At 70.2% G+C, this 15,202-nt stretch carries 15 protein-coding genes and 5 pseudogenes; 8 read left to right on the top strand and 12 right to left on the bottom strand.

The features are described from left to right. Positions 1-561: 561 nt before the first annotated feature. Together Manayef4_RS20490 and Manayef4_RS20485 are read left to right on the top strand one after the other, a co-directional pair. On the top strand, positions 562-783 hold the full coding sequence (locus tag Manayef4_RS20490; protein WP_035734479.1) for a hypothetical protein: 222 nt from the start codon (positions 562-564) through the stop codon (positions 781-783). Then, positions 780-1,151, top strand: a complete 372-nt coding sequence (locus Manayef4_RS20485) for a PIN domain-containing protein (RefSeq protein WP_023842079.1) — start codon at positions 780-782, stop codon at positions 1,149-1,151. Before Manayef4_RS20490 ends, Manayef4_RS20485 begins: the two co-directional genes overlap by 4 nt. Before the next feature lie 369 nt (positions 1,152-1,520). Here the strand turns inward: Manayef4_RS20485 and Manayef4_RS26265 are convergent. After that, positions 1,521-1,817: pseudogene (locus tag Manayef4_RS26265) on the bottom strand (transposase); the annotation flags it as partial. Between the two features lie 375 nt (positions 1,818-2,192). On the opposite strand from Manayef4_RS26265, the gene Manayef4_RS23560 reads away from it, so the two are divergent. After that, positions 2,193-3,182, top strand: coding sequence for an MFS transporter (locus Manayef4_RS23560; RefSeq protein ID WP_023842080.1), 990 nt, complete (start codon positions 2,193-2,195; stop codon positions 3,180-3,182). Positions 3,183-3,246: 64 nt separating this feature from the next. Here the strand turns inward: Manayef4_RS23560 and Manayef4_RS25515 are convergent, their stop codons facing one another. Further along, a complete protein-coding gene (locus tag Manayef4_RS25515) occupies positions 3,247-5,037 on the bottom strand; it encodes an MFS transporter (RefSeq protein ID WP_023842081.1) in 1,791 nt (596 codons plus the stop codon). After that, positions 5,037-5,390: an MFS transporter gene (locus tag Manayef4_RS25510; protein WP_198031067.1), complete on the bottom strand. Its 354-nt coding sequence runs from the start codon at positions 5,388-5,390 to the stop codon at positions 5,037-5,039. The genes Manayef4_RS25515 and Manayef4_RS25510 overlap by 1 nt, the downstream gene beginning before the upstream one ends. A gap of 40 nt (positions 5,391-5,430) precedes the next feature. On the opposite strand from Manayef4_RS25510, the pseudogene Manayef4_RS20465 reads away from it, so the two are divergent. Then, a pseudogene (locus tag Manayef4_RS20465) lies at positions 5,431-5,769 on the top strand (transposase); the annotation flags it as partial. Between the two features lie 58 nt (positions 5,770-5,827). Continuing rightward, positions 5,828-5,935: pseudogene (locus Manayef4_RS26820) on the top strand (VOC family protein); the annotation flags it as partial. Between the two features lie 305 nt (positions 5,936-6,240). Here the strand turns inward: Manayef4_RS26820 and Manayef4_RS20460 are convergent. The 4 genes and pseudogenes from Manayef4_RS20460 to Manayef4_RS23545 form a co-directional block, all read right to left on the bottom strand. Beyond that, positions 6,241-6,864, bottom strand: a complete 624-nt coding sequence (locus Manayef4_RS20460; RefSeq protein ID WP_023842083.1) for an HAD-IA family hydrolase — start codon at positions 6,862-6,864, stop codon at positions 6,241-6,243. Positions 6,865-7,032: 168 nt separating this feature from the next. Then, the gene (locus Manayef4_RS20455; protein ID WP_070132936.1) at positions 7,033-7,356 is read right to left on the bottom strand and encodes a type II toxin-antitoxin system PemK/MazF family toxin; all 324 of its coding nucleotides are present in this window, start codon (positions 7,354-7,356) and stop codon (positions 7,033-7,035) included. 74 nt (positions 7,357-7,430) lie between these two features. Continuing rightward, positions 7,431-7,622: pseudogene (locus Manayef4_RS20450) on the bottom strand (hypothetical protein); the annotation flags it as partial. Between the two features lie 287 nt (positions 7,623-7,909). Further along, positions 7,910-9,425: pseudogene (locus tag Manayef4_RS23545) on the bottom strand (Hsp70 family protein); the annotation flags it as partial. A gap of 191 nt (positions 9,426-9,616) precedes the next feature. On the opposite strand from Manayef4_RS23545, the gene Manayef4_RS20435 reads away from it, so the two are divergent. Together Manayef4_RS20435 and Manayef4_RS20430 are read left to right on the top strand one after the other, a co-directional pair. Beyond that, positions 9,617-10,816, top strand: coding sequence for a PLP-dependent aminotransferase family protein (locus Manayef4_RS20435; protein ID WP_070132942.1), 1,200 nt, complete (start codon positions 9,617-9,619; stop codon positions 10,814-10,816). A 28-nt stretch (positions 10,817-10,844) separates the two neighbouring features. Further along, positions 10,845-11,810 carry a D-alanine--D-alanine ligase gene (locus tag Manayef4_RS20430; RefSeq protein ID WP_070132939.1) on the top strand — a complete coding sequence of 322 codons (966 nt, stop codon included), beginning with the start codon at positions 10,845-10,847 and terminating at the stop codon, positions 11,808-11,810. A 15-nt stretch (positions 11,811-11,825) separates the two neighbouring features. Here Manayef4_RS20430 and Manayef4_RS20425 read toward each other — a convergent pair whose 3' ends face one another. Together Manayef4_RS20425 and Manayef4_RS25505 are read right to left on the bottom strand one after the other, a co-directional pair. Then, positions 11,826-12,380 carry a hypothetical protein gene (locus Manayef4_RS20425; protein ID WP_023842091.1) on the bottom strand — a complete coding sequence of 185 codons (555 nt, stop codon included), beginning with the start codon at positions 12,378-12,380 and terminating at the stop codon, positions 11,826-11,828. Next, a complete protein-coding gene (locus Manayef4_RS25505; protein ID WP_023842092.1) occupies positions 12,377-12,601 on the bottom strand; it encodes a hypothetical protein in 225 nt (74 codons plus the stop codon). The genes Manayef4_RS20425 and Manayef4_RS25505 overlap by 4 nt, the downstream gene beginning before the upstream one ends. 123 nt (positions 12,602-12,724) lie before the next feature. Here Manayef4_RS25505 and Manayef4_RS20420 point away from each other — a divergent pair, with 123 nt between their 5' ends. Then, the gene (locus tag Manayef4_RS20420; RefSeq protein WP_023842093.1) at positions 12,725-13,528 is read left to right on the top strand and encodes a GntR family transcriptional regulator; all 804 of its coding nucleotides are present in this window, start codon (positions 12,725-12,727) and stop codon (positions 13,526-13,528) included. A gap of 113 nt (positions 13,529-13,641) precedes the next feature. On the opposite strand, the gene Manayef4_RS26260 is transcribed toward Manayef4_RS20420, so the two are convergent. The 3 genes from Manayef4_RS26260 to Manayef4_RS26255 all read right to left on the bottom strand — a co-directional run. Further along, a complete protein-coding gene (locus Manayef4_RS26260) occupies positions 13,642-13,833 on the bottom strand; it encodes a hypothetical protein (RefSeq protein WP_051623932.1) in 192 nt (63 codons plus the stop codon). Then, a complete protein-coding gene (locus Manayef4_RS20415) occupies positions 13,806-14,888 on the bottom strand; it encodes an IS110 family transposase (protein WP_254665763.1) in 1,083 nt (360 codons plus the stop codon). Before Manayef4_RS20415 ends, Manayef4_RS26260 begins: the two co-directional genes overlap by 28 nt. Before the next feature lie 192 nt (positions 14,889-15,080). Then, positions 15,081-15,202 (bottom strand): transposase family protein (locus Manayef4_RS26255; RefSeq protein ID WP_256388627.1); only part of this gene is annotated, 122 nt, incomplete at its 5' end.

The following is a 15,202-nucleotide window of genomic DNA, read 5'->3' as shown; positions in this document are numbered from 1 at the left end:
GGCCGCTTCACGTCACGGCGACACGCCGGCCCACCCCAAACCACCAGCGACTATCACACAGAGTGACACCCGAAGGTTAAACGACAAGCTGAGAACCGCCCGATCTTGGTTCAGGGTCCTGAAATCGCCGTTCGCCCGGTCTCTACGAGGCTCCCGAGCAGGGGCGATGCCGAGTGAGCACCCGACTCGCAACATCATTGCGAGAATCGAACACACGTTCCGCAGGTCTGGCGGGTTCGGACGCTGTGGCCCCCTTGGCGGCGCCGAGCTGGTCCCGTCGTCCCGTCAAGGGCGAGTCGCCCTCGTCCTGGCCTGACGCCGCGTCCCCGGCGGCAAGCCCCAGCCGAACTCACCGGATGGTGTGCCTGCCCGGTCCTCGCCGACGCCGGCTACGGAGACTCGGCCGAGTTCCGCCAAGATCTCACCGGCCAGAACCTGGTCTACGTCGTCGGCGCGGCCCACACTGCGACTGTGGCTGCCGCGCGGGACTGAGATCCGCCGTTCAGCTCGCGTCCCGGCGGATCTCGGTGGGTGGCCACGCGTCGGTCGTATCCTCAATGGGTGAGCACCTTGCGGGACGAGCTGCACAGTCTGATCGACCGCCTGCCCGAATCGCAGGTGGCGCCGATCCTGGCTCTCGTGCGCGAGAGCGCACCCGCCGAGGGCGGCGGAGACGAGTGGCCATTGCCGGATTTCGTCGGCGCGTTGGCCAGCGGCAAGGGCGACCTCGCCGACCGTTCGGCTGAGATCCTGCGCGCGGAGCTCGGGCGCAATCCCGAGTGATCGTCTGGGACACCGGGCCGCTGATCGCCGCCGCCGACATCGACGACGAGCACCACGCCCGCAGCGTCGCGCTCATGCGGCGCACGCCCCGGCCGCTACTCGTTCCCTATCCCGTCCTGACCGAAGTCTGCTTCATGCTCGAACGAGAGAAGGGCACCCGTGCCGAAGCCGCGTTCCTGCGCTCCATCAGCACCGGACAGATCAGCCTGATCCCGCTTGCTCGCCAGGACCTCGACCGGATGGTCGAGCTGGTCGAGAAGTACAGCGACTTCCCGCTCGGCGCCGTTGACGCCTCCGTGCTCGCGATCGCCGAACGCCGGCACTTCTCCGTCGTCCGCCTCACGAAGCCGGTCGCACTGCTGCCATGACCTTGTTGACACGCCGGCCAGCCCTGATTCCGGTAGCAGTTCGCCGATATGCGGTGGATCTTCAGCATTCCCGCCACCAGGCCGCAGGCTGCGATGGTCCACTGCGAAGCCCGAGCCCGTGGTCGGGCAAGCGACGCCCAGGACCGCGTCCGCCACATCCTCGTAACTGGTCACTGTAGTTGATCTAGATCGCCGGCCTTGATGATCAGGTGAGGTCCCCCGGCCGGTGAGGTGTCGGACGCGGCTGCTCACGACAACCACCCGGTTGACACGCGAGCTTCGGTGCCGGATCACACTTCTGTGCATGRCGGACGCGGACGATCGGCACCGCCTTGCTGTGATTGTCGTCGATGGCTTGGAGACCCACAGCCACCAGCGGGTCCCGTCCTTGCCCTCGACCCGCTCGAACACCCGCCACGTCGTCTCATCCGCGTGGACATGGCCGGCGGCGGCGTTACGCGCCGCGATCTGATCGTCGAGCCCGCCGAGCAGGCCATGCACGTCCTTCAACGCCCCGCACAGGGTGCCCTCGGCGACCTCAAGCCCGTCGGCAGCCAGCGCCCGAGCGATCCGGTGCAACGGCAGGCCCAGGACATACTTCTCGTAGCGAAGTCGAGCGAGGAACCCCGCGGTGAACCGGCCCTTGGGAATCGGTTTGGGTGGCACCGGTGCGGTCACCGTCCGCGGCCCCGGACATGTGCAGCACCGCCGATACCGTCGCCGCCGATGCACGATCCGGAGGATCGTCACCTGCGCTCAGCTGGGAACGGGCAGGCGCCCCCACAATCAGACCGCAGTGGAATGAGGATCAGCGAAGAATCCAGGGCGCGTAAGTCCGGACCTTCCACGGCCAACTGGTTCGGATCTCGTGTTCATCGGCGATCTCCMGGATCGCCGACATGTCGTGCGGCACCGCGTCTCGGATCGTTGGGCCGCCCATCTTTTGCGGGCCAGGCGGGCCACGTCGGCGGTCCGCATGGCGCTGGTCATGYCGGCGCCGCCGGTGTCGGCCCACAGGCCCCAGCCGAGGGAGAGCGTCGGGTGGCCGTGGGCGCGGTGCCGTTCGTCCTGCGCGGGGTCCGTGAGAGCCACGGCGAGGACAGCGGGCTGGACCTGCCCGGCATGGCGCTGGTGATCGGCGCCGTGACCCTGGCGGTGTGGGGCATCGTCCAGGTCGGCACGGCCGGCTGGGCCTCCCCGTCGGTCCTGGTCCCGCTGGCCGCCGCGGTCGTGCTGACGACCGCGGCCGTGTCCTGGGAGCGCCGGGCCCGCTCGCCGCTGCTGCCGCTGCACTTCTATCGGCAACCCGCGTTCGTGCTGAGCAACCTGGTGTCGCTCGCCTTCTACTTCGGGGTGTTCGGCTCGATCTTCTTCCTGTCGCAGTACTTCCAGGACTCCCTTGGCTACTCGGCGCTGGGCGCGGGAGTGCGKACCCTGCCGTGGTCGGCCATGCCGATGCTRGTGGCCCCGATCACCGGGGCCTGCATCGACCGGGTGGGGGGCAACCGGCTGATGGCCTCCGGGCTGGCCCTGCAGGGGCTGGGCCTGGCCTGGGTGGCGGCTATCGCCCAGGTCGGCCTGTCCTACGCCCGGCTGGTCCCGGCGCTGGTCCTGGCCGGGGTGGGGATGGGTCTGGTGTTCGCGCCGACCATGGCCGTGGTGCTGGGCTCGGTGCGGCCACACGAGTACGGCAAGGCCTCGGGGGCGAACAACACCGTCCGCGAGATCGGCGGCGCGCTCGGCATCGCGGCRCTGTCGACGGTGTACCTGGCGCACTTCACCGTGGTCCGGGCTTTCCCGTTCGACGCCGCCCGCGCGTTCGTTCACGGCATGGTGGCGGCGCTGTGGGTGGGGGTGGCGGTGCTGCTCGCCGCCGCGGTGCTCAGCCTGTTCATCCCGGCTTCCCGCGTGCTCGCCGACCAGGACGGGGAAACCGGCCTGGGCGCGCTGGTCCAGGCGGCTGCCGGACCTCCGATCCCGGCCGAGCCGCCGGGCGCTGAGGGGAGACTCGCCCCGGCGTCAGCCGACTGAGTCAGCCGAAGTCGGACGGCTGAGCAGCGGCGCCGCCGACGGCCCGGTGAGACCGGAACCGGTCTCACCGGGCCGCTTGCGCTCGCAGCCCGTCGCAGATCACGGCCATCACACCGTCGGCCTCCTTCGGCCCGCCGCCCACGCCGTCGTTGGCGATGAACACGGCGCGCAGCAGAACCTTGAGCAGGGTGATGTCCACGTCCGTCCGCACCGTCCCGGCCTGCTGGGCCCGGCGCATCAGCACCTCGACGGCGGCCCACAGGCCGCGGTTGACGTCGGTGAGGCTGGCGGTAATGTCGACGCCTATCCCGGCCACGGCGTCGATGAGGTCACGCTTGGCGGCGCTCTCCCGGTGCATCCCGGAGATGAAGGCGAAGAAGGCCGCGCCCGGCTCGGGGGCGTCGGCCAGCTCCTCGGCGCGGTCCACCAGGCGCTGCGCGCGGTCCAGGATCACCGCGTCGAAGAGGGCCTCCTTGGTCGGGAAGTGCCGGTAGACGGTCCCGGCGCCGACCCCGGCCCGGCGGGCGATCTCGTCCAGGCCGACCTGGAGCCCCACGGAGGCGAAGGCCTCCTGCGCGGCCTTCAGCACCCGGGCCCGGTTGCGCCGGGCGTCGGCGCGCATCGCCGGCGCGACCGGGCGCTCGGCGGCCGGGACTTCGGCGGGTGGGATCCCAGCGGGCGGGGATGTCTCAGTGGCCATGTGCGGATCCCTCGGTGACGGCCGCGACGCCGACGGGCCCGGCCGGCTCTCCCCCAGGTTAGTGCATGCCTTTCGGAGCGGCGACGTGCTCGGGCACCAGGCCGGGCACCGGGGGCCCGGTCGACTCTGCGCCTCGGACCCCGCCGGGGTCACGGGCAGGGCGGCCGCGGCCGCCTCGGGTTCCGGCCGCCGCCTACCTGGCAGCATCAGCGCCGGCGGCACGGCGACCACGGTGAACGCGGTCATCCACAGGAACGCGGCGCCGAACCCGGAGGCGTGCGCCACCGGGCCGCCGGGGTGCCCGGCCAGCTCGTGCTGAAGCACCACGGCGGCCACCGCCACCCCGAACGAGCCGCCCACCTGGAGCAGAATCCGGGTGGTGCTGCTGGCGTGCGGGATCCGGTCCTTGGACAGGCCCTGGAAGGCGGCGACCATCACGGCGATGTTCACCGCCGACAGCCCCGCCCCGCGCACCACCAGGCCGGCGATCTGCGGCACCTGGCCGCCGTGCACGCCGGCCCAGCCGAACGGCAGGCTCCCGACCAGCGCGCACACCACCCCGGCGAGCACAACCGGACGCGGCCCGTAGCGGTCCGAGAGCTTGCCGACGGACCTGCGCGCCGCCAGGCTGCCGATGCCCTGGGGAGCCAGCAGGAGCCCCGCGGTCAGCGCGGAGTATCCGCGGACCTGCTGGTAGAAGAGGGGTAGCAGGAACGCCACCCCGTACAGCGACAGCCCGGACAGGAACAGCAGCGCCGAGGAGGCCGCGAACGACCGGACCCGGAACAGCCGGACGTCGAGCATCGCGGCGTCGCCGACCCGCGCCGCGTAGACCGCGAACCCGGCCAGGAGCAGGACGCCGAGGGCCAGCGGCACCCAGGCCCCCGGCCGGACGCCGAGCTGCGCGACCCGGGTCAGGGCGTAGAGCAGGGCGACCGCGCCGGGGACGAACAGCACCAGGCCCGCGACGTCCAGCGGGCGGCGCTGCCGGTCCTGGTCGCGGTCCAGCCCGCGCCAGGCCAGGACGAAGGCGAGCAGGCCGATCGGCACGTTGATGAGGAAGATCCAGCGCCAGCTCGCCGCCTGCAGGATCAGGCCGCCGACCACGGGGCCCAGGATCGGGACCACCACGGCGGGCAGGCTGATCGCGGCCATCACCCGCCCCAGCCGGGCCGGGCCGGGCCGGCGGCGCGCACCAGCAGGGTCTGCTGCACCGGCAGCATCAGTCCGCCGCCGAGTCCCTGGACCACCCGGAAGGCGATCAGGCCGCCGATGTTCCACGACGCGCCGGCCAGCGCCGAGCCGACCGTGAACAGCGCGACGCCCGCCAGCCACACCGCCCGGCCGCCGAAGCGGCCGACGGCCCAGGCGGTCAGCGGGATGCTCACGCCGAGGGCGAGCAGGAACGCGGTGCTCACCCACTGCACCACGGAGACGCCGGTGTGCAGGTCCGTGGCCAGCCGCGCGGTGGCGACGTTGACGATGGTGGTGTCCAGCARCACCGCCACCAGCCCGACCAGGAGGATCGCGGCCACCGAGCGGTGGCTGGAGTTCGCCGAGGCCTGGGGCGGGAAGTATCCGGCGATCGTCCGGTTGTGGGAGAACGCCTGGGCGGAGTTCACGCYGTTCCTGGCCTTCGACGCCGAGATCCGCCGGGTGATCTGCTCGACCAACGCGATCGAGAGCGTCAACGCCCGGATCCGCCGCGCGGTCCGGGCCCGCGGGCACTTCCCGAACGAGACCGCCGCGCTGAAGTGCATCTACCTGGCGGTCATGAGCCTCGACCCCACCGGGCAGGGCCGCAAGCGCTGGGTGATCCGCTGGAAGGGCGCTCTCAACGCCTTCGACGTCGCGTTCGACGGCCGGCTCACCGCAGGCCGCAAGTAGCCCACCTCAACCCGATTTACACCGTTATCTTGGCAGAGCCGTTATCTTGACACCCCCCAACCGAAACCACGGTGGCCTGGGCGTGTACTTTATGGATCCGGCGGGGCATGGTATGGAAATCATCACCCGTCCGTACGGCAGCCACCACCAGCCGACGGTGCTCTGAGCCAGCGCCGGCCCGGCCAGGGCTTTTGTGGGCCCTGACCGGGCCACCCTTCATCCATATGGACGAAATAAGCCAAAGTGCGGCCTGCGGAAGGGCGGAGCCCAAGCGGCCTTGCATCTGCAACCCGGGGATGGTACCGACCGTGCCTGTACCGCCATCAAGGTTCTGACCGGCATCTTTTGGGTGATCGGGTCGCATCCCGGGTCCATCCCTGGGGTGCACATGCCGCGCGGCTCGGCCGATGGGACTGTGYGGCGACATGGTTCCAGCGGCCCGACGTCTGGTGGAATCCTGCTGCGAGTGAATCAACCCGTGTGGTCTGGGATGACGTCATGTCGGGCGAGCAAGGGGAGCAGGGTGTGGCGGCCCTGGGTGATGGTCCACTGCTCCGCGGCGAGACCAGCGATACGGGCGCCTGCGATGTTCTTCTCGTTGTCGTCGATGAACAGGATGCTGGCCGGGTCCACGCCGATGCGGCGGGCGGCCTCGGTGAAGAAGGCGGGGGCGGGCTTGGCGATGCCGAGGTCGCAGGAGTAGCAGCTGACGTTGAACAAGCGGTCGTAGCCAAGCGCCGAGCGCATGTAGGCGGCGCGGTGCCGCTCCTGGTTCGTGCCGAGATGGACACCGTAACCGCGCAACCGCAGGGCCCGGACCAGCGCGAGAGATTCGTCCATGACGTCGATCCGGTGCCACACGTCTCGGTACACGTCTTCGACCGGCGTCGATACGGCGAACTCGGCCAGGGTCGCCGCGAGCACCGGCATGTAGTCACCGCGCCCCGCGAGCATCGGGAGCTCGTCCTTCCAGGTCCGGTGGAGGAACTCCCGCGAACGCTCGCCCAGGTACGGCTCCATCGCCGCGTACCAACCTCCAGGGATCTCCTGAAGGACTCCGTCCGCGTCGAACAGCACGTGCCTGACGCCTGCCACCGATCTTCGCCTCCTTTTCGAGACCGGGTCAATGGGKCAGCCGTTCTCACAGATGTCCCACAGAGTCTGGCCCGCCAGGCGGAGGCTGCTGGGGGGACGTCCACAAGATGCCCGGTGGGTGTCCAGTCGTGAGGGGAGGTTGATCTACGGKGAGCACCGGGCGACGCGTTAGCGAAGCAGGCCGAGGTAGCGCGAGAGGGTGTGCTCGACCTGGGCCATGTCATCGCGGGAGAGGTAGTCCACGAGTTCACCCGCGACATAGGCGCTGTCGATGGTCCGGATCTGGTCGATCAGGATCCTGGTCGACCGTCCCGCAATGATCACCTCTGGTCTGAAGGTGGATGCCTGCGCGCTGGTCGACGTGGGAGCGATCGTGACCGTGGACCACGTGTTCTGTTCCATGCTCAGGACGAGGCCGAGCCGACGCCCCCGCTGTTCATGCCCGCGCTTGGYGTCGCCGAGGTCGACCGGGTATACCGCCCCGCGGATCAGGGCTGGTCCTGGGACCTGGCTGGTACCGCGAGGTTCGTACCTGTGATCACAATATTGCCGTTGGTGTCATACCCCCACGCGTCGGGCTCGGCGGACAGGTCCTCGTTCCGCAGCCGGTGCATGTCCTCGCGGGCGCGCGTCTCCCACRCCTCCCGGTCCAGCAGCCGCAGGGCACGCCGGATGACGTCGCTGGTCTTCTCGTCCTGACGGCGGTTGGCCTCGACGAYCCGGAGGTCCTCTTCGGTGGGACGGAACCCGACACTCATGAGGCCACCGTACAACAAACGTACAACAGTCGGGGTGGGTTTGGCRGACGCGCAGATCGAGGCATGTGTGTCCTGGGGGTGGTACCGATCGTGCCGGCATAGTTTCAGGCGTCTCACCAGCATCTTTAGGTAGTCCGGACGGCCCTTGGTCCGCACCCGCGTTGCACACGCCGCACGGCTCGGGCGCAGTACGCCGACTGCCGCGATCAAGGTTCCGTACGTCCGGCGCGCCGCCAGGGTCGTTTGAGCAGTTCGGGTGTGCCTGCGGTGCGTCGGAGCCGTCTTCGCAGGTCCTCGGCGGCGGCGCGGATCGCGGCGGGGTCGCTGCCGGCGAGGGCAGCGCGCAGTGTGGCGAGCCCTCGTTCGACGTCGGCGCGGGCGGCGGCTCTGGACCGGCTCCCGCGCTCGGCGAGGAGTCGTTCGGCCGCGTGGGCCAGTGACTCGGCCTGGTTGCGGGTCTCGGCCTCCTCGCGGCGTCGGCGGTCCTGGTCGAACTGCCTGCGCGCGATCGCCGTCATCCGGTCGAGGTCCTGTCGCGACAGCGCGGTGTCCGCGCCGAGTTGCGCCGACAGCTCCCGGCCKGTGCCGAGGTCCTTCGCCGAGACGTACATGTCGCCGTCGATGTCGATGGTTACCTCGATCCGCGGCACGTTGCGCCGCGCCGCGGGCAGGCCGGTGAGTTCGAACCTGTCGAGCTTCCTGTTGTGGGCCGCCATCTCGTGCTCGCCCTGGAGCACCTGGATCCGCACGGACGGCTGGTTGTCCTCGGCCGTCGTGAAGATGTCGGAGCGCTTCGTCGGGATCGTGGTGTTGCGCTCGATCAACGTGGTCATGGCGCCGCCCTCGGTCTCGACGCCCAGGGACAGCGGAATGACATCGAGGTCAAAGACGTCCCTGACCTCCCCCATCCTGATACCGGCCCGCAGCGCGGCGCCGACGGCGACGAYCTCGTCGGGGTTGACGCTCTTGTTCGGCTCCTTGCCGCCGGTCAGCTCGCGCACCAGGTCGACGACGGCCGGCATCCGGGTGCAGCCGCCGATGAGCACGACGTGGTCGATTCGGCTGGCCTTGATCCCRGCGTCCTTGACGGCCTGCCGGAACGGGATCCGACAGCGGTCGATCAGATCCTGGGTCATTCGCTGGAACTCGGCCCGCGTTAGGGTCACATCCAGGTGCAGCGGGCCCTCGGCCGAGGTGGTGAGGTAGGGCAGGGTGATCGAGGTCTGGGTGGACTGCGACAGTTCGATCCTGGCCTTCTCGGCGGCCTCCCGTAGCCGCTCCAGCGCCGTCCTGTCCGTGCCGAGGTCGACGCCGTGCCGGCCCTGGAAGGTCCTGACCAGATGATCGATGATCCGCTGGTCCCAGTCGTCGCCGCCGAGGCCCGGGTCGCCCGCCGTCGAGGCCCGGGTCGCCCGCCGTCGACTTCACGTCGACCACACCGTCCCCGAGCTCCAGCACCGACACGTCCAGGGTGCCACCGCCAAGATCGAAGACCAGGATCGTCTGTTCCCGGTCTCCCTTGTCGTGGGCGTAGACGAGGCCCGTCAGGGTGGGGCCGCTGATGAGCAGCTCGGCTCTCAGGCCGGCGATCGCCGCGGCTTCGGCCGCCGCCCGCCGCAGCGGGTAGCCGGCGGTCACGGGGACCGAGATGACGGCCGAGCCCACGGCCTCGCCGAGGTGGGCCTCGGCACCGCGAACGAGATCGGACAGCAGGAAGGCGAGGATCTGCTGCGCGAGGTACCTATCGCCGTCGATGTCGACGCTCCAGCCGGCGCCCAGGCGGCGGGTGACGGACCGGACAGTGGAGGGCGGGGTCAAACGGTCGTAGCGACGCCTCGATAGGATGATCGTGATGGCGTCGAGGACTGGCAGGGCGGATGGYGATCGTCGTGGTGGTCGCGGCTTGGTGTGCGGTGAGGTGGGTACGGCAGGTAGTGTCGCGGAGCGTGACTCTCGATCGGTGGCGGGATCAGTACGCCCAGCGTGCTCAGGGGATGATCGCGAGCGAGGTTCGGGCGTTGTTCGCGGTGGCATCCCGTCCCGAGATCGTGTCACTCGCCGGCGGCATGCCCCCGGTGGACGTCCTTCCGTTGGAGGCGGTCGCGGCGACGGTCTCGGAGCTGGTGCGCAGCCGGGGTGCGGTGGYGCTGCAGTACGGCTCGGCGCAGGGCGATCCGGGGTTGCGGGCGCGGATCTGTGACGTGATGGCGATGGAGGGCATCACCGACGCCCACCCTGACAATGTGGTGGTGACCGCCGGGTCGCAGCAGGCGCTGGATCTGCTCACCCGCGTGTTCATCGACCCGGGCGACGTGGTCGTCACCGAGGGGCCGACCTACGTGACGGCGATCAACACGTTCGCGGCCTATCAGGCGCGGATCGTGCATGTGCCGATGGATGGCGACGGCCTGTCGCCRGGCGCGCTTGCGGAGATGTTGGCGCGGCTGGCCGCGGACGGTGCCCAAGTGAAGTTGCTGTACACGGTGCCGACGTTTCAGAATCCCGGGGGGATCACGCTGACGGCGCCGCGGCGGTCCGAGGTGATCGAGCTGTGCCGCCGGGCGGGGGTGCTGGTGGTGGAGGACAACCCGTACGGGTTGCTGTCGTTCACGGGTGAGCCGGTGCGGGCGATGCGCGCCGACGCGGCGGACGACGTGGTGTATCTGGGGTCGTTCTCGAAGACGTTGGCGCCGGGGCTGCGGGTGGGGTGGGCGCTGGCTCCGCCGGCGGTGACGGCGCGGCTGGTGTTGGCGGCGGAGTCGGCGATCCTGTCGCAGTCGATGTTCACGCAGCTGGCGGTGGAGCGGTATCTGGCGACGCAGCCGTGGACGGAGCAGGTGAAGGCGTTCCGGGAGATGTACCAGGAGCGCCGCGACGCCATGCTCGACGCCCTGGACGAGGCGATGCCCGCCGGTGCGTCCTGGACTCGGCCGGACGGGGGGTTCTTCGTGTGGTTGACGCTGCCGGACGGGGTGAACACGAAGGCGATGTTGCCGCGGGCGATCGCCGCCCGGGTGGCCTATGTGCCCGGGGTCGGGTTCTACGCCGACGGGTCGGGTGGTATCAGCATGCGGTTGTCGTACTGCTACCCGTCCCCGGAGCGTATCCGGGAGGGGGTCGGTCGCCTCAGCGCGGTCGTGCGCGACGAGCTGGCCCTTCGTGACACCTTCGGTTCCCACCCCTCCCGTCCCTGATATGCCCGACACCGTGAAGGATCCGACGATGACTGATCTGGGCCGTGTGCTGATCCTCGCCGGCGGGCTGTCCCCCGAGCGGGAGGTCTCCCTGCATTCGGGGGGGAAGCTGCGCGACGCGCTGGCCCGCATCGGGGTCGAGGCCGAGCTGGCGGATGTCGACGCCGCGACGCTGCCCGCGCTGGCTGCCGACCCGCCCGACGTGGTGTTCCCGGTACTACACGGGACCTCGGGGGAGGACGGCACGATCCGCGAAGTGCTGGATCTGTACGACCTGCCCTACGTCGGCGCCCTGCCCCCGGCGTGCCGGGTGGCGTTCGACAAGGCGACAGCGAAGGCGGCGGTCGCCGCGGCGGGGGTGGCGACCCCGGCGGCGGTGACGCTGCCCCGCGAGGCCTTTCACGATCTGGGGGCCGCCGCGCTGATCGAGCGGATCGTCGCCCGCCTGGGACTGCCCGTCGTGGTCAAGCCCCGCGCGGGAGGGTCGGCGTTCGGCGTAACRCGCGTCGAGGACGCGGGTGAACTCGCTGAGGCGCTGATGAGCTGCTTCGGCTACCACGACTCGGCGCTGATCGAACAGGCCGTCGCCGGGGTCGAGATCGCCATCGGGGTCGTCGACACCGGGGAGGGGCCGGTCGCACTGCCGGYCGTCGAGATCGAGCCGAGGGCGGGGGTGTACGACTACGCGGCCCGGTACACCGCGGGTGCCACCTCGTTCTTCACCCCGGCCCGCCTCAGCGAGGAGATCCTGCGCGCCGCCGCCGAGACCGCGCTCACGGCGCACCGGGTGCTGGGCCTGCGAGACCTGTCCCGCACCGACCTGATCGTCGACGGGAACGGGGTCGCGCAGTTCCTGGAGGTGAACGTCGCCCCCGGCATGACCGACACGAGCACCTGGCCGATGGGGCTGCACGCCGCCGGTCTCGACTTCGCCGTGGTCTGCCGCGACCTCGCAGCCCACGCCTACGACCGCCGCGACGCCGCTCGCGGCTGAGCGCGGGACCGTCGTTCAGCGGCGGTACACCGAGACGTGCTTGCGGGCGGCGTTGGGGTCGTAGGCGGTGGCGTCCCAGTCGCCCCACCGGTACGCGAGTCGGAGACCCGCGGCTGCCGCCAAGGCGTCGATCTCCTCGGGCCACAGGTAGAGCATCCGACCCGGGTACATCCGGACCGGCGCACCGTCGGCCAGCACGATCTCGTGGTAGTCGAAGGTGCGGGCGGTGGGAGTGTTCGTGGCGGCGAACAGCACCACACGCTCGGTGCTGCGCTGCTTGACCACCACGGCCGAGTCGGCGGGGAACATGCCGGGATGCGCCCCGTCCGGCAGCCGCCCCGGCCGGGGCACGAACGTCTCCAGCACCAGCGATCCGCCGTCGCCGAGGGCCTTCGCGGCCTGCGCCAGGAACCGGGATTGGACGTCGCGGTCGGCGAGGAGGAAGAACGTGTTGAACACGGCATAGACCAGGGGGACCGGGTCGGCGACGGTGAAGGTCGCCGCGTCGGCTTCGACCGCGGTGACCGCAAGCCCCTCTGCCACGGCGGATCGGTGCAGTTGGCGGGTCATCTCCCCGGAAGCGTCGATCCCGACGACCGGGACCCCCGCGCGGGCCAGGGGAGCGCGACCCGGCCGGTGCCCGAGCCGACCTCGACCGCCGGGCCGTCCCCGGCGAACGCGGCGAGCACCTTGATCTGCACGGGGTCCGCGGCGAAGGTGCCGTAGAGGTCGTCGTAGGTGTCGGCGATCGCATCGCCGTACGTCGACTCCTGGTAGTGATCAGCTGGCATCGAACACCTCACCCGTCGTGGCGTTACACGCTGGTAACGTCGGCTGTACCGGTACAGGAAGAGTGATCCTATCGAGAGATCGAAAACAGTACCGGTACAGTTTGAGTGACGAGGAGTGCCGGTATGCCCAGATATGAGGAGATCGCCGCCGAGCTACGCCGGCGCCTCGACGCCGACCCCACCCCCTACCCGGTGGGGAGCCGCCTGCCCGGCCACAGCCAGCTGACCGCGGAGTTCTCCGTGGGCCGCGGCGTCCTGACCGAAGCCCTCGGCCTCTTGGCTCTCGAAGGCCGCATCCGCATCGCCGACCGCTCCGGCGCCCTCGTCCTCGACCCCACCGCACCCCCGCAACCCGTCGACGTCGGCGGACAGGTTCGCCGCAACGAACTCGGCTACATCTTCAACGCCGCCGCCGGCCACTGGCGACCCACTGCGCCACCCACCCGCCGCTGGCTGCCCGCGCCCCCACACATCGCCCGCCTCCTCGACGTCCCCATCGGTAGCGATGTGCTGGAACGCCACCGGATCGTCGGCCCCGAYGGCCACCCGGTCCAGATCGCCGACTCCTACCTTCCCGCCGCGCTCGCCCGCGGCACCATCCTCGAAGCCGCCTCCACCGGACCCGGAGGTATCTACGAGCGGCTCGAACACGACTTCGGCCACGGCCCCCTCACCTGGCACCCCCGCGTCGGCGCCGCCGCGGCTACCCCCGAGCAGGCCCGCGACCTCGGCGTCTCCCGCGGCACCCCGCTGCTCGTCCTCACCCGCATCTCGATCAGCGGCACCAGCGGACGCCCCGTCGAAGTCACGATCACCTACCTCGACGGACACCGCTTCGAGGTCACCGGCCAGCCGATCACCCGCGACGACACCGCCGCCTGGCCCACCGCACCCGCCAGCGCGGAAAACCGACCAGCCGCCCTCTGAGGTGAGGATTTCCGGTGTGGGCTGGGTCGGTTGCGGGCGTGGCTGACCGCGCCGGGTGGTCGGGCCCGGCGTCACAGCGTGGCTGTTCGGTTGTGGCTATTCCTCCTGGGTGGTCAGGCGGCGGGCTGTTCGGGTTCGATGGTTACTTTCAGGCCGAGTTTCTCGAGTTGGGCGACGAGGCGTTTCTGCTGGGCTTCCGTGCTGTGCCGGCGCCGCATCCATTCAGGGCCGAGGTCCCGGTAGACGGTGTCGTCGTGGACGATGTGCCAGTAGGCGATCAGAATGTCGTGGCGGATCGCCCCCACGGCTTTCTGGACGCCACGGCGGCCCCGGATCTGGGCGTAGTGCGCGGCCAGATAGGTGTCCCGCGTGTCTGGGCGGCGGCGTGCGCCGCCTCGGTGAGCGCGGTCCGCAGCCACGTCGACCCCTGACGGCTACGACCCGACCGGGCCTTCCCACCGGAGGCGTGGTTACCCGGACAGATCCCCGCCCAGGACGCCAGATGCGCCGCGGTCGGGAAGCGGCCCATGTCCATCCCCGCCTCGGCGATCAGACACTGCGCCGTCCGCTGGGCCACCCCGGGGATCGTCATCACCCGCCCCACCAGGTCCACGAAAGGGGCCAGCATCACCTCGACCTTGCGGTCCAGCTCCGCGACCGCGGTATCACACAGGTCGATCTGCGCCAGCAACTGACGGACCAGCAGCTTCTGGTGATCCGCCAACGGCYGGCCGGCCAACGCCTCCCGCAACTGCGGGATCTTCACCCGCAGCCAGCGCCGCGCGAGATCCGCGAGCACCTCCGGGTCCTCCTCCCCGGCGAGCATCGCCTCGATCATCACCCGACCGGACTTCCCCAACAGTTCCGAGGCCACCGACGTCAGCTTGATCCCACAGTCCCGCATGACCTTCTCCAGGCGTTGCACCGCCCGGGTACGGTCCTCGATCGTCGTGCGCCGGTGCCGGGYGAGATCCCGTAACGCCCGGATCGGTTTCGGGGGCACGAACGACGGCCGGACCAGACTATGTTCCAGCAGCTGCGCGATCCACGCCGCATCGGTCACATCCGTCTTCCGACCCGGAACATTGTGCATGTGCTGGGCGTTCAGCAGCCAGCATTCGAAGGAATCCTCCAGCATGTAATACACCGGCTTCCAGTACACGCCGGTGGATTCCATACCCACCAGAGAAACCCGCTGTTCCGACAGCCACCCGGCCAGCCGGGTCAGTCCCGCTCCCGTCGTGGCGAAGGTCCGCACCTCCCCCCGCCGGCCGCCACCACGCCCGCCAACCCGGACCGCCRCCACGACCGTGTCCCGGTGCACGTCCAACCCGGCGACCCGGTCGATCAGCACATCCATGAAAGACCGCCTCCTTCCCTTACGATCAGTGATCCACACGGACCGCCCGGGGAGGGCCTGTCATCAAAGATTCTGAGGTACGCGCTCGTGGCAGCAGGACAGGATTCCTCAGGACCTCCGCGCCACACTGACCTACGGGCTCGCAGGCACCACAGAGGGACGACGTCGGACCGGACGGCACCAACATCCTCATCAGGACAGGGTGCCGGCGCAAGCCGACATGATCACTGACCTGACCTGGAAGCCCTCGGCGAGCTGCTCGTAGCGTTCACCCTTGCGGAGGTGGACGAGCACCAGGAGTGCCTGCTCGGGTG

Source organism: Frankia sp. CgMI4 (genome assembly GCF_001756285.1).
Taxonomy (GTDB): domain Bacteria; phylum Actinomycetota; class Actinomycetes; order Frankiales; family Frankiaceae; genus Frankia; species Frankia casuarinae.
This window is presented reverse-complemented; position numbering and strand designations above follow the sequence as displayed.